This is a genomic window from Pseudomonas parasichuanensis, from assembly GCF_021601385.1.
Taxonomy (GTDB): Bacteria; Pseudomonadota; Gammaproteobacteria; order Pseudomonadales; family Pseudomonadaceae; genus Aquipseudomonas; species Aquipseudomonas parasichuanensis.
Genome location: NZ_BQHO01000028.1, coordinates 44,204 through 58,623 on the forward strand (window position 1 = coordinate 44,204; position 14,420 = coordinate 58,623).

Below are 14,420 nucleotides of genomic sequence, written 5' to 3' on the forward strand. Positions count from 1 at the left end.
ATTCCTCGTTACTCTCCGGTGAAAAGAATGTCGCCTGGGGGCTGCCCGGCGAATGCGCGTGGGTACAAGGGCACCTCTAAAAACGTTCTGGAGCCGGCACAATTCAGATGACCGATCAGTCCTGTTTCGACCTTTACGGGCAAAACCCGCGGGTCATTTTCTGTCGTGGCGTGTAGACTCCACTACAAAACCTGATTCGGCCCGTAAACCCTGCTCCACGCCTGGTCTTTAGGGGTGCACCTGCGCCCGACGGTCAGCCTACGGCGAGCGTAAAAGCGCTCGTATCTTGACCGTAACACCCCATCCGGTCAATACGCCAAATTGGCCAGCCTTCAGCCGCGTACCAGTGATTTTACTGGGCTCCGGCAAATTCAAACAAACGTTTGTATTGGACCCGCCAAGTGGTGTAGATATAATGCGCGGCCAAGACAAAACGGTGTAGTCCGTCATCCCAGCAGCTACAGCAAGAGCCGCTACGCATGACCGCCCCAGCACCCAATAAGACCAAGCAACAGCACGAGCCTTGATGAGTAGGAGAGAACCAGTGGAACGCGAATACATGGAATTCGACGTGGTCATCGTCGGCGCCGGCCCGGCGGGCCTGTCCGCCGCCTGCCGCCTGAAGCAGAAGGCCGCCGAAGCCGGTAGCGAGATCAGCGTCTGCGTGGTCGAGAAAGGCTCCGAAGTCGGCGCCCACATCCTCTCCGGCGCGGTATTCGAGCCGCGCGCCCTGAACGAACTGTTCCCCGACTGGAAAGAGCTCGGCGCGCCGCTGAACACCGAAGTGAAGCGCGACGACATCTACGTGCTCAAAAGTGCCGACAGCTCGACCAAGGTCCCCGACCTGTTCGTGCCCAAGACCATGCACAACCAGGGCAACTACATCATTTCGCTCGGCAACCTGTGCCGCTGGCTGGCCCAGCAGGCCGAGAACCTGGGCGTCGAGATCTATCCGGGCTTCGCCGCCCAGGAAGCCCTGTTCGACGAGAACGGCGTGGTTCGCGGCATCATCACCGGCGACCTCGGTGTGGACCGCGAAGGCAACCCGAAAGAAGGCCTCTACACCCCAGGCATGGAACTGCGTGCCAAGTACACCCTGTTCGCCGAAGGCTGCCGTGGCCATATCGGCAAGCAGCTGATCAAGCGCTTCGACCTGGACAACGAGTCCGACGTGCAGCACTACGGCATCGGCCTGAAGGAAATCTGGGAAGTCGACCCGGCCAAGCACGAGCAGGGCCTGGTGGTGCATACCGCCGGCTGGCCGCTGGACGTGATGAGCGCCGAGAACACCGGTGGCTCGTTCCTCTACCACCTGGAAAACAACCAGGTGGTGGTCGGCCTGATCGTCGACCTCTCCTACGCCAACCCATACCTCTCGCCCTTCGACGAGTTCCAGCGCCTGAAGCACCACCCGGTGATCAGCCAGTACCTCGAAGGCGGCAAGCGCATCAGCTACGGCGCCCGCGCCATCTGCAAAGGCGGCCTGAACTCGCTGCCGAAAATGGTGTTCAACGGCGGCGCGCTGATCGGCTGCGACCTGGGCACCCTGAACTTCTCCAAGATCAAGGGCAGCCACACCGCGATGAAGTCCGGCATGCTCGCCGCCGAAGCGGTGGCTGACGCATTGATCGCCGGCAGTGAAGGCGGCGACCAGCTCAACGGCTATGTCAGCGCGTTCAAGGCCAGCTGGCTGCACGAAGAACTGTTCGCCAGCCGCAACTTCGGCCCGGCGCTGCACAAGTTCGGCCCGCTGCTTGGTGGCGCGTTCAACTACGTGGACCAGAACTGGTTCGGCGGCAAGCTGCCCTTCACCCTGCACGACACCAAGCCGGACTATGCCTGCCTCAAGCTCGCCGCCGACTCGAAAAAGATCGAATACCCGAAACCGGACGGCAAGCTCAGCTTCGACAAGCTCAGCTCGGTATTCCTCTCCAGCACCAACCATGAAGAGGAACAACCCTGCCACCTGAAGCTGGCCGACCCGAACATCCCGATCGCCAGCAACCTGCCGCTGTACGACGAACCGGCCCAGCGTTACTGCCCGGCCGGCGTGTATGAAGTGGTCACCCAGGAAGACGGCAGCAAGCGCTTCCAGATCAACGCGCAGAACTGCGTGCACTGCAAGACCTGCGACATCAAGGACCCGGCCCAGAACATCACCTGGGTCACCCCTGAAGGCGCCGGCGGGCCGACCTACCCGAACATGTAAGCCCTGCCCTGGCAGCAATGAAAAGCCTCCTGGCCGTGTGGCCAGGGGGCTTTTTCGTATCAGACGGTCCTAACTTCCTCGAACAGCTCCGGGTGGCGGTCGAGCAGCTTGAACAGCTTGATCAGCGCCAATGGCGGCTGGGTCTTGCCGTTTTCGTAGCGGGAGAAGGCATTCACCCCGCCACCGAAGATTTCACCGGCCTCACGCTGATCGAGGTCGAACTTGCGGCGTACGGCGGCAATGAAAGTCGGAGCGACCACTGCGGCGTTGACCTGCTTGTTGAAGCTCAACATCAGATCGCTAATACGCCCAGCCTCATCCATGCTCAAAATAGCCTCTCCGCACGCAGGGCAGTAATCACCAAAAACATCCTGGATCACAATCGATTGAGCTTTGTATTGGTAAGGCATGTCCTGGGCTTCTGCGACCAGTTCTGCCCCACCACAGATAGGACATTTCAAAGCTCCTTGAAGGATACGATCAGCCTGCCTCAACACCTCGCAGCCATCACCGCCTCATTTGTCACCACACATGATCGGCATGGGCTCAGCGCCGAATGCCAACGGCTCACGACGCCCGAAATACAGCGACGTCAGCACCCCGACCGTGCCCATGATCAGACAAAAGCCGACACACACCCACGGGCTCCACGGCATCAACGCAATCAACGCCAACGGTGTGGTACTGGCCCACAGGGCATAGGCGATGTTGTAGGTGAACGAAATCCCCGACACCCGGATCTGCGCCGGGAACAGCCCGACCATCACCGACGGCACCACCCCCACCACACCACAGGACAGCCCAGCCAGCGCGTAGGCCAGCCAGGTCATGCCCCACTGCCCCACCAGGCTGGCGTACAACGCGCCGATGCCCAGCGGCAGCGCCAGGCTGTAGATCATCAGTGCACGCCAGGCGCCGATGCGGTCGACCAGCAACCCGGCCAGCACGCAGCCAATATTGAGAAAGACAATACCCACGCTGCTCAAGGCAAAGGTGTGCCCGGCCGTCATGCCGAAGCGCTGCTGCATCACCGTCGGCGTGATGACCACCAGCACCACCACCGCCGAGGTGAGCACGCAAGTCAGCAATGCCGCCGGAATCAGCGCCCGGCGATGCTCGCCGAGCACACTGCGCAGCGGGAAGGCCACCGGCTGCTCCCGCTGCTCACGCAAGGCGAGGAACACCGGTGTCTCGCTCAACCAGCGGCGCAGCCACACACCGATCACGCCGAACACGCCGCCCAGCAGGAACGGATAGCGCCAGGCGTAATCGAGGATTTCCTGAGGTGTATAGAGCTGCGCCAGCAGCGTCGCAGTCAGCGCGCCCAGCAGATAGCCAAAGGTCAGCCCCGCCTGCAAGAAGCCCAACGCATAGCCTCGCCGCCCGGCCGGCGCATGTTCGGCCACGAAGGTCCAGGCACTGGGCACCTCGCCCCCCACCGCAGCCCCTTGCAGGATGCGCAGGGCCAACAGGATCAGCGGCGCGGCGTAGCCGATGTCGGCGTAGGTCGGCATCACCCCGATCAGCAGGCACGGCAATGCCATCATCAGGATGCTCAGGCTGAACACCCGCTTGCGCCCCAGGTGGTCGGCGAAATGGGCCATGAGAATGCCGCCCAAAGGCCGCGCCAGGTAGCCGGTGACGAAGATCCCGAAGCTTTGCAGCAAACGCAGCCACTCCGGCATCTCGGGAGGGAAGAACAGCTGGCTGAGGGTCAGCGCAAAAAACACGAAGATGATGAAATCGTAGATTTCCAGGGCGCCGCCCAGCGCCGCCAGGCCCAGGGTCCGGTGGTCGCCGCGGCTGAAGCCGGGTGCGCGAGCGTTATCGATGGCAGTCATGGCAGGTTCGCAGGTCGGCAAAAGGCCAAGAGGATAGCAAATGCCGATAACGCGGGCCGCGTCAGGAGTTGCGACTGAACACGGTCTGGCCGAAATTCATGCGCCGCTTGCCATAGCCGGCGGCGCCGCAAAGGCTGGCCGGCAATGGAACCTGCCCGACCACCACCGGCAGGTCGATGATCGCCATGAACGACCCCAATGCCTCGCAATCAGGCACCCTTGGCAGGCTGACGCTCACAGCCTGACGCTCGCTCTGCGGCACGGCAGGCACCTTCAGTTGCTGCGAGTGATACAACAAGGCGTGCTGGATCTGCGTACTGACCCGGCAGAAGCGCGCCAGGTCGACACCTGCATGGCTGGCCAGCTCGATGTTGCCGACCAACAGGTTGAACGGCAGCAGGGCACTGTGCACCAGGCGCTGCAGATCGTCGAAGCTCTCCACCGGGGCGATACGGTAATACCCCAGGCCATTGAGCAGCCGCTCCAGCTGCAGACGCTGGTCGGGGTGTTCGTCAGCGATGAGGATGCGCAAGGATTTGTTGGCCATCGTCCGGACCTGGCTACAGTGTGATCAAACAAGCTCCATGACCGTACTGCGCCAGAAAAGGCAAACGTCAGGCTGGCCGCCTGATCGGGTCTTTATTGATAGTTGTCTTGAAACAACTGGAAATCAAGTTGCCAGCACAGGATTTTTTCACCCGGCCTTCACGCCGGATTCACGATTCCCATTGGCGCATGCGCAGGCGGCAATGCTTCATGGCGTTGACGATGTGCTTCTCCACCAGGCTACGGGAAATGCCCAGGCGCTCGGCAATTTGCGGGTGCGACAGGCCGTCGAGCTTGCGCAACAGGAAACAGTCACGGCACACCGCGCTCAACTCATCCAAGGCTTGCTGCATCAAGGCCAGGCGCTGGTCCTGCTGCATGCTTTGGGTCAGTGCCGGGCTGTGCCAGCGCTCGTCGCTGTCGAGCACCTCCAGCGGTTCGGCCTGGCGCACCAGGTGGCGTCGGTGGCGATCGACCACCAGGTTCAGCGCGGTACGGTAAAGGAACGCCCGTGGGTGCTCGATCTGCTCGCCGTCGGTACGCTCCAGAACCCGCAGATAAGCGTCATGGGCGACGTCTTCCGCCGCCTGGCGACTGCCCAGGCGTGCAGAGAGAAAGCTCACCAATTCGCGATAGTAGTGTTCCACGACGGTACCTGGCCTCTCCCTGCGCAAACGCTCACATGGCATGGGCAGCGGGTAGGAATGAAGTAAGCGAACGATCTTACAAATTATAATTATTCTCAGCAACAGGGATGCTGGCCTATCGCCCGGTTAAATCGGCATGCTGCAGGTTCGTTTAACTGGGACCCCCGAGCGCGCCGTGCATGGCCGCGCCCGGCCACTCCCTTCGGCTGGAAGCCCGCATGACACGCACAACCGCCCCCCGTCGCCGTCTGCTCATTGCAGCCCTGGGCCTGCTTGGCCTCGGCAGCCTGCTGGCCTGGACCACCCTGCCCCTGGGCGGTGCGCCACTCAGTACCGTGCCGGTGGCCCGCGCCGATATCGAAAGCAGCGTCACCGCCCTCGGCACCTTGCAGCCGCGCCGCTATGTCGACGTGGGTGCCCAGGCGTCCGGGCAGATCCGCAAGCTGCATGTAGAAGCTGGCGATGAAGTTCGCGAAGGCCAGTTGCTGGTGGAGATCGACCCCTCCACACAAAAAGCCAAGCTCGACGCCGGCCGCTACTCCATCGAAAACCTCAAGGCCCAACTCGCCGAGCAGCGCGCCCAGTACCTTCTGGCCCAGCAGCAGCACCAGCGCCAGCGCGACCTGGCCGCCGCCGGTGCCAGCCGTCAGGAAGACCTGCAAACCGCCCAGGCCCAGTTGAAAGTCACCCAGGCCCGTATCGACATGTACCAGGCCCAGATCCTCCAGGCCCAGGCCAGCCTGCGCAGCGACGAGGCAGAGCTTGGCTACACACGCATCTACGCCCCGATGAGCGGCACCGTGGTGGCGGTGGACGCCCGCGAAGGCCAGACCCTCAATGCCCAGCAACAAACCCCGCTGATCCTGCGCATCGCCAAACTGTCACCGATGACCGTCTGGGCCCAGGTATCCGAAGCCGACATTGGCAAGGTCAAACCCGGCATGACCGCCTACTTCACCACCCTGGCCGGCGGCAAGCGCCGCTGGACCAGCACCGTGCGCCAGATCCTGCCGATCCCGCCCAAACCGCTCGATCAAAGCGCCCAGGGCGGCGGCAGCCCGGCCAGTGCCACCGCCGGCACCACCGGTAGCAAAGTGGTGCAGTACACCGTGCTGCTCGACGTCGACAACCCCGACGGCGCCTTGATGGCCGAAATGACCACCCAGGTGTTCTTCGTCGCCGGCCAGGCCAGCCAGGTACTCAGCGCCCCACTCGCCGCCCTCGAAGACACCCCGGACGACGGCCTGCGCCTGGCCCAGGTACTCAAGGCCGATGGCAAGGTCGAGACACGCCAGGTGCGCACCGGTCTGAGCGACCGCCTGCGCGTGCAAATCCTCGACGGCCTGCACGAAGGCGAACGCCTGGTGATTGGCTCGCCGACCAGCGGGGGTTGAGATGAGCACGCCCCTGATCGAATTGCGCGACATCTGCAAGGCCTATGGCGGCATCGACTCACCAAAAGTCGAGGTGCTGCGCGGCATCAGCCTGAGCATCCACCCCGGCGAATTCGTCGCCATCGTCGGCGCTTCGGGCTCCGGCAAGTCGACCCTGATGAACATCCTCGGCTGCCTCGACCGCCCGAGCTCCGGCAGCTACCACTTCGCCGGCCGCGACGTGGCCGAACTCGGCAGCGACGAACTGGCCTGGCTGCGCCGCGAGGCATTCGGCTTCGTGTTCCAGGGCTATCACCTGATCCCTTCAGGCTCGGCCCAGGAAAACGTCGAAATGCCGGCCATCTATGCCGGCACACCGCCGGCCGAACGCCATGCGCGGGCCCATGCCCTGCTCGAACGCCTGGGCCTGGCCAGCCGCACCGGCAACCGTCCGCACCAACTTTCCGGCGGCCAGCAGCAGCGCGTCTCGATTGCCCGCGCGTTGATGAACGGCGGCCACATCATCCTCGCCGACGAACCCACCGGCGCCCTCGACAGCCACAGCGGCGCCGAGGTGATGAGCCTGCTCGACGAGCTGGCCAGCCAGGGCCATGTGATCATCCTGATCACCCATGACCGCGAAGTCGCCGCCCGCGCCCAGCGGGTCATCGAGGTACGCGACGGCCAGGTGGTCAGCGACTCGGCCGCCGAGCACCCCGCCCACGCCCCCGCCCGCCACCTGCAGGCCGACGACCTGCGCCGGCGCCTGGACAGCGGCGCCAGCCACAAAGGGGCCTGGAAAGGCGAAATGATCGAGTCGCTGCAAGCCGCCTGGCGAGTGATGTGGGTCAACCGCTTTCGCACTGCGCTCACCCTGCTCGGCATCGTCATCGGCGTGGCCTCGGTGGTGGTCATGCTGGCCGTCGGCGAAGGCAGCAAGCGCCAGGTGATGGCGCAGATGGCCGCCTTCGGCTCGAACATCCTCTACCTCAACGGCAAACACGCCACCGAACGGGAGCCTGGAGGTATCGTCAGCCTGGACGATGTCGCCGCCATCGCCGAGCTGCCCCAGGTGAAACACGTCATGCCGGTGATCGGCGACAAGCTGATGGTGCGCCAGGGCAACAACAGCCAGGAGTTCTATGTAGGCGGCAACAACACCTGGTTCCCCGAGATCTTCAACTGGCCGGTGGTCGAGGGCAGCTTCTATACCGAAGCCGACGAAGCCAGCGGGGCGGCCGTGGCGGTGATCGGCCAAAAGGTTCGGGACAAGATGTTCGGCGCCGGGAGCAACCCGCTCGGCCAGTACCTGCTGATCGGCAACGTGCCGTTCCAGGTGATCGGCGTACTGCTCGGCAAAGGCGCCAGTTCCGGCAGCGAGGACAGTGACGAACGCATCGTCGTGCCCTACTCCGCTGCCGCCATCCGCCTGTTCGGCAGCCGTGACCCCGAATACATCGCCATCGCTGCCCAGGACTCCAGCCGGGTGCACCAGACCGAACAGGCAATCGAACGCCTGCTGCGCCAGCGCCACCAGGGCAAGCATGATTTCGAGCTGACCAACGACGCCGCGCTGATCCAGGCCGAGGCGCGCACCCAGAACAGCCTGTCGCTGATGCTCGGCGCGATCGCCGCGATTTCCCTGCTGGTCGGTGGCATCGGCGTGATGAACATCATGCTCATGACCGTGCGCGAACGCACCCGCGAGATCGGTATCCGCATGGCCACCGGTGCCCGCCAGCGCGACATCCTGCGCCAGTTCCTCACCGAAGCGGTGATGCTGTCGATGGTCGGGGGCGTGACCGGCATCGTCCTCGCCCTGGCCATCGGCGGCGGCCTGCTGCTGGCCGATATCGCCGTGGCCTTCGCCCTGCCCGCCATCATTGGCGCCTTCGCCTGCGCCGTGGTGACCGGCGTGGTGTTCGGCTTCATGCCGGCCCGCAAGGCCGCCCGCCTAGACCCGGTCAAAGCCCTTACCAGCGAATAATCCATGACGATCCCCAGCCGCATCAGCCTGTTGACCCTGAGCCTGTTCCTGGCCGCCTGCAGCACCCCGCCGCCACCCGCCGCGGGCATTGATACCCCGCCTACCTGGCAAGGTGCCGCCGTAGCGACGCACCCCTGGCCAGACGGCCACTGGTGGCGCGCCTTCGCCAGCCCCGTACTGGACCGGTTGATCGAACGCGCACGGCTCAATAGCTACGACCTCGCCGCCGCCGCCGCCCGGGTGCGTCAGGCCCAGGCCAACGCCGTGATCGCCGGGGCGCCATTGCTGCCGGAACTGCAGCTGGGCCTGGATGGCAGCCGCCAGCGCCTGCTGCGCGGCGACGGCAACGACCAGCTCGACGCCAGCAGCACTGAACGCACCAGCACCTCGTTCGGCACCCGCCTGAGCGCCAGCTACGAGATCGACTTCTGGGGTGGCCTGCGCGCCACCCGTGACAGTGCCCTGCACAGCCTCGACGCCAGCCGCTTCGACCGCCAGACCGTCGAACTGACCCTGGTCAGCGCCGTGGCCGACAGCTACCTGCAGGGCCTGGCCCTGGAAGAGCAATTGCGCATCGCCCGCCTCAACCTCGACAACGCCCGCGATGTGCTCGGCCTGGTCGAGGCCCGCGAGCGCGCAGGCTCCGCTACCCGCCTTGAACTGGCCCAGCAGCGCAGCCTGGTGGCCGCCCAGGAGCGCCAGCTGCCGCTGCTTGAACAGCGCCGCCAGGACAACCGCATCACCCTGGCCACCCTGCTGGGTGATCCGGTGCAGGCACTGCCCGCTGGCAACGAGGTAATCGGCGCGTTGCGCTGGCCGACCATCGGCAGCGGCGTGCCCAGCGAACTGCTGAGCCGGCGCCCCGACATCGCCGCCGCCGAAGCCCGCCTGGCCGCCGCCAGCGCCGACGTGCAAGTGGCCAGGGCCGCCATGCTGCCGCGCCTGGTGCTGGGCGCCGATCTTGGCAGTGGCTCCAGGACCTTTGCCAACATTTTCGACAGCCCCTACTACACCCTCACCGCCGGCCTTACCGCGCCCATCTTCAACAATGGCCGCCTGCGCGCCCAGCGCGAGTTGGCCAGCGCCGAGCAGCAGGAGCTGCTGGAAGCCTATCGCGGCAGCATCCTGGCCGGCTTTTCCGACGTAGAGAAAGCGCTCAATGCCATCAGCGGCGTGGAGCGTCAGCGCCAATGGCAGGACCAGGAGGTCCAACAGGCGCGCATCGCCTTCGACCTCGCCCAGCAGCGCTACGCCGCCGGTGCCGAAACCCTGCTGAGCGTGCTGGAAACCCAGCGCACCCTGTACCTGGCCCAGGATGAGCAGGCGCAACTGTACCTGGCACGGCTGCAGGGCAGCGTGGCGTTGTACAAGGCATTGGGTGGGGGTTGGCAGGCGCCGCAGGCATTGGCCAAGGCTCAGCCATAACCCGCCGCCCCCTGTAGGAGCGGCCTTGTGCCGCGATAGGGCCGCAAAGCGGCCCCGGCTACTTCGGCATCGACGTCGAAATCCTGGGGCCGCTACGCGGCCCTTTCGCGGCACAAGGCCGCTCCTACAAAGGACGGCGATCAGGATGACGCGCGCGCAGAAGCCCTCAAGTCGCGATGTTCTTCATCGACAGGTGCCGCGCATACCAGGGCCGTTGCGGCACCTTGCGCAGCAGCCCACCGATCTTGTCGTCCTCGCCGAAGGTGATGCGCAAGGCCAGCTTCATGACCTCCACATCCATCTCCACCGACTTGCCCGGGCGCGTACCCGGCTCGGTGCTGCAGCCGTGGGTGTCCGGCCCCAGCCACGGGTCATCGACCTCCACCCAGCGGCCCGGGGCGAACCAGGCCACACCGTTGACCTGCTGGCGCCGAACCTGGCCAGGGTGGTAGCGCTCGTGGGCACGGAACCAGTCGTCGATGCGGTCGTCGATCCAGCCATGGAAGGCCCAGAACACAGGGTTGACGTGGGACGAGAACGGGTCGCCGAGAAAATCGTTTTCACGCCCGAACCAGCGCGCGGCGAAGTCCGCCGGGTCGCGGGCGAAGGGCACCGGCGCGCTGTTGATCGGGTCACGCGGCACCGACGCCCAGCACATGTGCAACCAGTCGTGCAGGTTCATCTCGAGCTCGGAACCGAAGGCGCCCAGCGACAGCTTCGACAGGTACTGCGGGTCCTGGTACTGCGATTCCCACACCTGGAAGTTGCTGCAGAACGTCTCGCCGGCCTTGATCGCCGCCACCCACTGGCCATAGGCCTCGTCCTCGGGCGCCTGCCAGCTGGGCGGCACGCAATGGCCGTCGTGGTTGTCGTGGTAACGGGCAAAACCTGCGCGGTCGAACTCCACGCTCGGTTGCGGCAGCGGGAAGCGCTGCCAGGAGGGCAAGTCCTGCAGGGTGCGGGCATGCATCAGCATGTGCCGGTGCATGAACAAGAAATCGATGCCCGAACCATTGCGGTGCTTGCGCGGCCCACGGGCATCGCGCTCCCGATCACGCGGGCCGGGCTGCCAGCCCAGGCCGCGCAGCGCGTTGTGTTTCTCCGGCGAAAGCTTGTGCCACTGGTCACGGGTCGCGTGCCACAACTGGTGGAACAGCCGGTGCTCGGCGCCGATCACCCAGTCCTGCATCTGCGCGGTATAGGGCAGGCGCTCACGTGCTTCGGGGAACGGGCGCTTGACCGCGACGAAGCGGCTGTCCTGCAACGGCAGCGTCAGCGGGCGGTCCAGGCGTTGAATGCGGCCGCTGAGGCTGCCCGGGCCGGCATTGGCAAAGGTGCCCCACACCTCGTCGAGGCTGGCCACGCACTCATAGCCCGGGCCACCCTTCTGGCTTATCAAGCGCCAGCGCACCTCGGCGCTGCTGGCACCAACCAGGTCACCCAGCACCCGGTAGGCCACCTCGCCGTCGCCACGCAGGCGTTCGCCGGTATCGACGAAGCCCCGCAGGCCACGGCCCTTGGTAGCGACATCGAAGAACATCTCCACCCCTTCCTTCGGCAGGCCGTCAAGGCCGCCATCGGCGCCGGCAAAGCGGATGTCCCAGACCCCGCGCAGCAAGTCTGCCAGCACCTGCCCGGCGGCGTCTGCCAGTTCGACGCTGGCCTCCCCCGGCGTGACCACGTCGTCCTGCGGGTCGTGGGTCAGCTCCTGGTGCGCGTAATAGGCCGCCGTGCCGGCAGCGCCCGCTACCGCCAGGCCTGCGATGAATCCTCGTCGAGAAATTGTCATTGCGCCTCAATCCGTCTGCCGCGTGGCGCGGCTTCTATCCAAGCTAGGACGGATGTCGGGTGGCTAAATTTAGCGGCCAAGGCGCTCGTCTGTTGAGTATCTCCCGTTGCCAGAGGTACCCCCCATGACCTCCCTGCTTGCCCGCCTGATCCGCCCCAGCAAAGCCACCGCCTACCGGATCTTCGACATCGAGCTTGCGGCCATCGTGGCCCTGAGCCCCTCGCTGTGCCGCTATGTCTTCAGCGGCCCTGACGTGGCCCAGATGAACACCCTGGCCCCCGACCAGCGTATCAAGCTGTTCTTCCCCACACCCGCAGGCGCTGCGCCCAGCCTGCCCAAGGACGGCCAGTGGCAGCAGGCACGCCGCCACCTGGCGCCGCAGGACACGCCGCCGATGCGCACCTACACCATTCGCGCCCTGCGCCGCGCAGCCTGCGAAGTGGAAGTGGACTTCGTCCTGCACGGGGTGAACGGCCCGGCATCGGCCTGGGCGACCACCGCCCGCATCGGTGACCGGCTGCAGATGGTTGCCCCCAACCTGGCCTATGCCGGCGACCCGGGCGGCTATGAATGGAAACCCCCGCGCAACGCCCGGCACATTCTGCTGGTGGGCGACGAAACCGCCCTGCCGGCCATCGCCGGCATCCTCGAACAGCTGGCCGACACCGCCCCCGAGCTTGCGGTGCAAGCCTTCATCGAAGTGCCCCTGGAAGACGACTGCCTGCCCCTGCGCCACAGCCCGGCAACCCGCCTGCACTGGCTGCCCCGTGATCTGCTGCGCAGCGAGCACGGCCAGGCCATGCGCCATGCCGTACAGGAACTGGCCAGCCTGCCAGCGGTGCGCACAGCGGCGCCCGGCAGGCTGGAAGAGATCGACATCGACACGCAGATTCTCTGGGAGCAGGCCAGCGGCGAGAGCAACAGTTTCCATGCCTGGATCGCCGGTGAATCAGGGGCAGTGATGGACATCCGCCGGCACCTGATCAAGACGCGCGGCTTGCCGCGTGAAAGCCTGACGCTGATGGGCTACTGGCGCGCCGGGCGGGTACTGGACTGAAAACCACTGGGGCCGCATTGCGCGGCCCCAGTGGTTGTCACGGTTCACTTCAACGTGCAGCAACCGCCGCCCGCACCGCTTCGGCAAAACGCCCGGCCACTTCGTCGATCTGCTCGGCGCTGATGATCAACGGCGGCAGGAAGCGCACCACCGCGCCATGCCGCCCGCCCAGTTCGAGGATCAACCCACGGCGCAGGCATTCACGTTGCACCTTCGGCGCCAGGGAACGACAGGCCGGCGGATGGCCCTGGGCGTCGAGTTTGCCGGCCGGATCCACCAGTTCCACCCCAAGCATCAAGCCACGGCCACGAATGTCGCCCAGCTGCGGGTAATCCTGCTGCAGGCGCTGCAGATGACCACGCAGGCGCTGGCCCATGGCTTCGGCGTGCTCGCACAGACGGTGCTCGACCAGGTAGTTGATGACGGCCGAGCCTGCGGCCATGGCCATCTGGTTGCCGCGGAAGGTGCCGGCATGGGCGCCTGGCAACCACTGGTCGAGCCAGTCGCGGTACACCATCACCGCCAGCGGCAGGCTGCCACCGATGGCTTTGGACAGCGTGACCACATCCGGGACGATACCCGCGTGCTCGAAGGCGAACATCCGCCCGGTACGGGCAAAACCGCTCTGGATCTCGTCGACGATCAGCGCCACGCCGGCCTGCTCGGTGATCCGGCGCAAGCCTCGCAGCCACTCGATATCCGCCGGGATCACGCCGCCTTCGCCCTGCACCACCTCGACGATCACCGCCGCCGGCAGCGCTACGCCGGCCTCGGGGTCGTTCAGCAGGTTTTCCAGGTAATGCAGGTTGGCGCGCACGCCCGCCTCGCCGCCCAGGCCGAACGGGCAACGGTAGTCATAGGGGTACGGCAAGAACTGCACGCCACTGTTGAGCAACGCACCCAGCGGCTTTTTCGGCCCCAGGCTGCCCATCAGGCTCAGCGCGCCCTGGGTCATGCCGTGGTAGGCCCCCTGGAACGCCAGCACCGTGCTGCGCCCGGTAGCAGTGCGCACCAGCTTCAACGCGGCTTCCACCGCGTCGGTACCGGTCGGGCCGCAGAACTGGATCTTCGCCTCGCTGCGCAGGGCCTCGGGCAGCACCCCGAACAGGTCCTGGACGAAACGGTCCTTGACCGGGGTGGTCAGGTCCAGGGTGTGCAGCGGCAACTCATCGGCCAGCACACGCTGGATCGCCTCGGTCACAACCGGGTGGTTGTGGCCCAGCGCCAGGGTCCCGGCGCCGGCCAGGCAGTCGATGAACTGGCGGCCCTCGACGTCCTCGACGTAGAGGCCACGGGCGCGCTTGAGCGCCAGCGGGATGCGCCGCGGGTAGCTGCGCGCGTTGGACTCCTGCTGCTGCTGGCGCAGCAGCAGGGGTGAGTCGGTGAACTCATACAAGGCCTGCGGCGCGTTGGCCGGCAGAACCTGGGCAAGGCTGGAAGCGGTCGACATCGGAAAAACCCTCGCAAGCAAGCGAATGTGCCCGCCACGCCCCTGTAACCGGATGTGTGTCGGGTTGTTATCGCTAGAAAAACGCTTGGGCGAGGT

The 14,420-nt window shown here is 65.6% G+C and carries 11 protein-coding genes; 5 read left to right on the forward strand and 6 right to left on the reverse strand.

The annotated features are described in order from the left end of the window. Positions 1 to 526: 526 nt before the first annotated feature. Positions 527 to 2,209 carry an electron transfer flavoprotein-ubiquinone oxidoreductase gene (locus L6D77_RS20295; RefSeq protein WP_269807567.1) on the forward strand — a complete coding sequence of 561 codons (1,683 nt, stop codon included), beginning with the start codon at positions 527 to 529 and terminating at the stop codon, positions 2,207 to 2,209. A 59-nt stretch (positions 2,210 to 2,268) separates the two neighbouring features. On the opposite strand, the gene L6D77_RS20300 is transcribed toward L6D77_RS20295, so the two are convergent. The 4 genes from L6D77_RS20300 to L6D77_RS20315 all read right to left on the reverse strand — a co-directional run bounded on the left by L6D77_RS20300 (position 2,269) and on the right by L6D77_RS20315 (position 5,243). Then, complete coding sequence (locus tag L6D77_RS20300; protein ID WP_232883874.1) at positions 2,269 to 2,670, reverse strand: type II toxin-antitoxin system MqsA family antitoxin; 402 nt, start codon at positions 2,668 to 2,670, stop codon at positions 2,269 to 2,271. Positions 2,671 to 2,724: 54 nt separating this feature from the next. Then, the gene (locus L6D77_RS20305) at positions 2,725 to 4,050 is read right to left on the reverse strand and encodes an MFS transporter (RefSeq protein ID WP_232883873.1); all 1,326 of its coding nucleotides are present in this window, start codon (positions 4,048 to 4,050) and stop codon (positions 2,725 to 2,727) included. A gap of 61 nt (positions 4,051 to 4,111) precedes the next feature. Beyond that, entirely contained in the window at positions 4,112 to 4,597 is a 486-nt protein-coding gene (locus L6D77_RS20310) for a histidine kinase (RefSeq protein WP_232883872.1), read from the reverse strand. A gap of 169 nt (positions 4,598 to 4,766) precedes the next feature. Next, entirely contained in the window at positions 4,767 to 5,243 is a 477-nt protein-coding gene (locus L6D77_RS20315; protein WP_232883871.1) for a sigma-70 family RNA polymerase sigma factor, read from the reverse strand. Between the two features lie 218 nt (positions 5,244 to 5,461). On the opposite strand from L6D77_RS20315, the gene L6D77_RS20320 reads away from it, so the two are divergent. The 3 genes from L6D77_RS20320 to L6D77_RS20330 are packed head-to-tail and all read left to right on the forward strand — an operon-like array spanning position 5,462 to position 10,028. Then, complete coding sequence (locus L6D77_RS20320; RefSeq protein ID WP_232883870.1) at positions 5,462 to 6,637, forward strand: efflux RND transporter periplasmic adaptor subunit; 1,176 nt, start codon at positions 5,462 to 5,464, stop codon at positions 6,635 to 6,637. A 1-nt stretch (position 6,638) separates the two neighbouring features. Continuing rightward, positions 6,639 to 8,603: a MacB family efflux pump subunit gene (locus tag L6D77_RS20325; protein WP_232883869.1), complete on the forward strand. Its 1,965-nt coding sequence runs from the start codon at positions 6,639 to 6,641 to the stop codon at positions 8,601 to 8,603. Positions 8,604 to 8,606: 3 nt separating this feature from the next. Beyond that, a complete protein-coding gene (locus L6D77_RS20330) occupies positions 8,607 to 10,028 on the forward strand; it encodes an efflux transporter outer membrane subunit (RefSeq protein ID WP_232883868.1) in 1,422 nt (473 codons plus the stop codon). A gap of 166 nt (positions 10,029 to 10,194) precedes the next feature. Here the strand turns inward: L6D77_RS20330 and pvdP are convergent, their stop codons facing one another. After that, the gene (gene pvdP / locus L6D77_RS20335; RefSeq protein WP_232883867.1) at positions 10,195 to 11,817 is read right to left on the reverse strand and encodes a pyoverdine maturation tyrosinase PvdP; all 1,623 of its coding nucleotides are present in this window, start codon (positions 11,815 to 11,817) and stop codon (positions 10,195 to 10,197) included. A 124-nt stretch (positions 11,818 to 11,941) separates the two neighbouring features. Between pvdP and L6D77_RS20340 the strand changes: the two genes are divergently transcribed. Beyond that, positions 11,942 to 12,874 carry a siderophore-interacting protein gene (locus L6D77_RS20340; RefSeq protein ID WP_232883866.1) on the forward strand — a complete coding sequence of 311 codons (933 nt, stop codon included), beginning with the start codon at positions 11,942 to 11,944 and terminating at the stop codon, positions 12,872 to 12,874. Between the two features lie 49 nt (positions 12,875 to 12,923). On the opposite strand, the gene L6D77_RS20345 is transcribed toward L6D77_RS20340, so the two are convergent. Continuing rightward, positions 12,924 to 14,324: an aspartate aminotransferase family protein gene (locus L6D77_RS20345; protein ID WP_232883865.1), complete on the reverse strand. Its 1,401-nt coding sequence runs from the start codon at positions 14,322 to 14,324 to the stop codon at positions 12,924 to 12,926. Between the last annotated feature and the right edge of the window lie 96 nt (positions 14,325 to 14,420).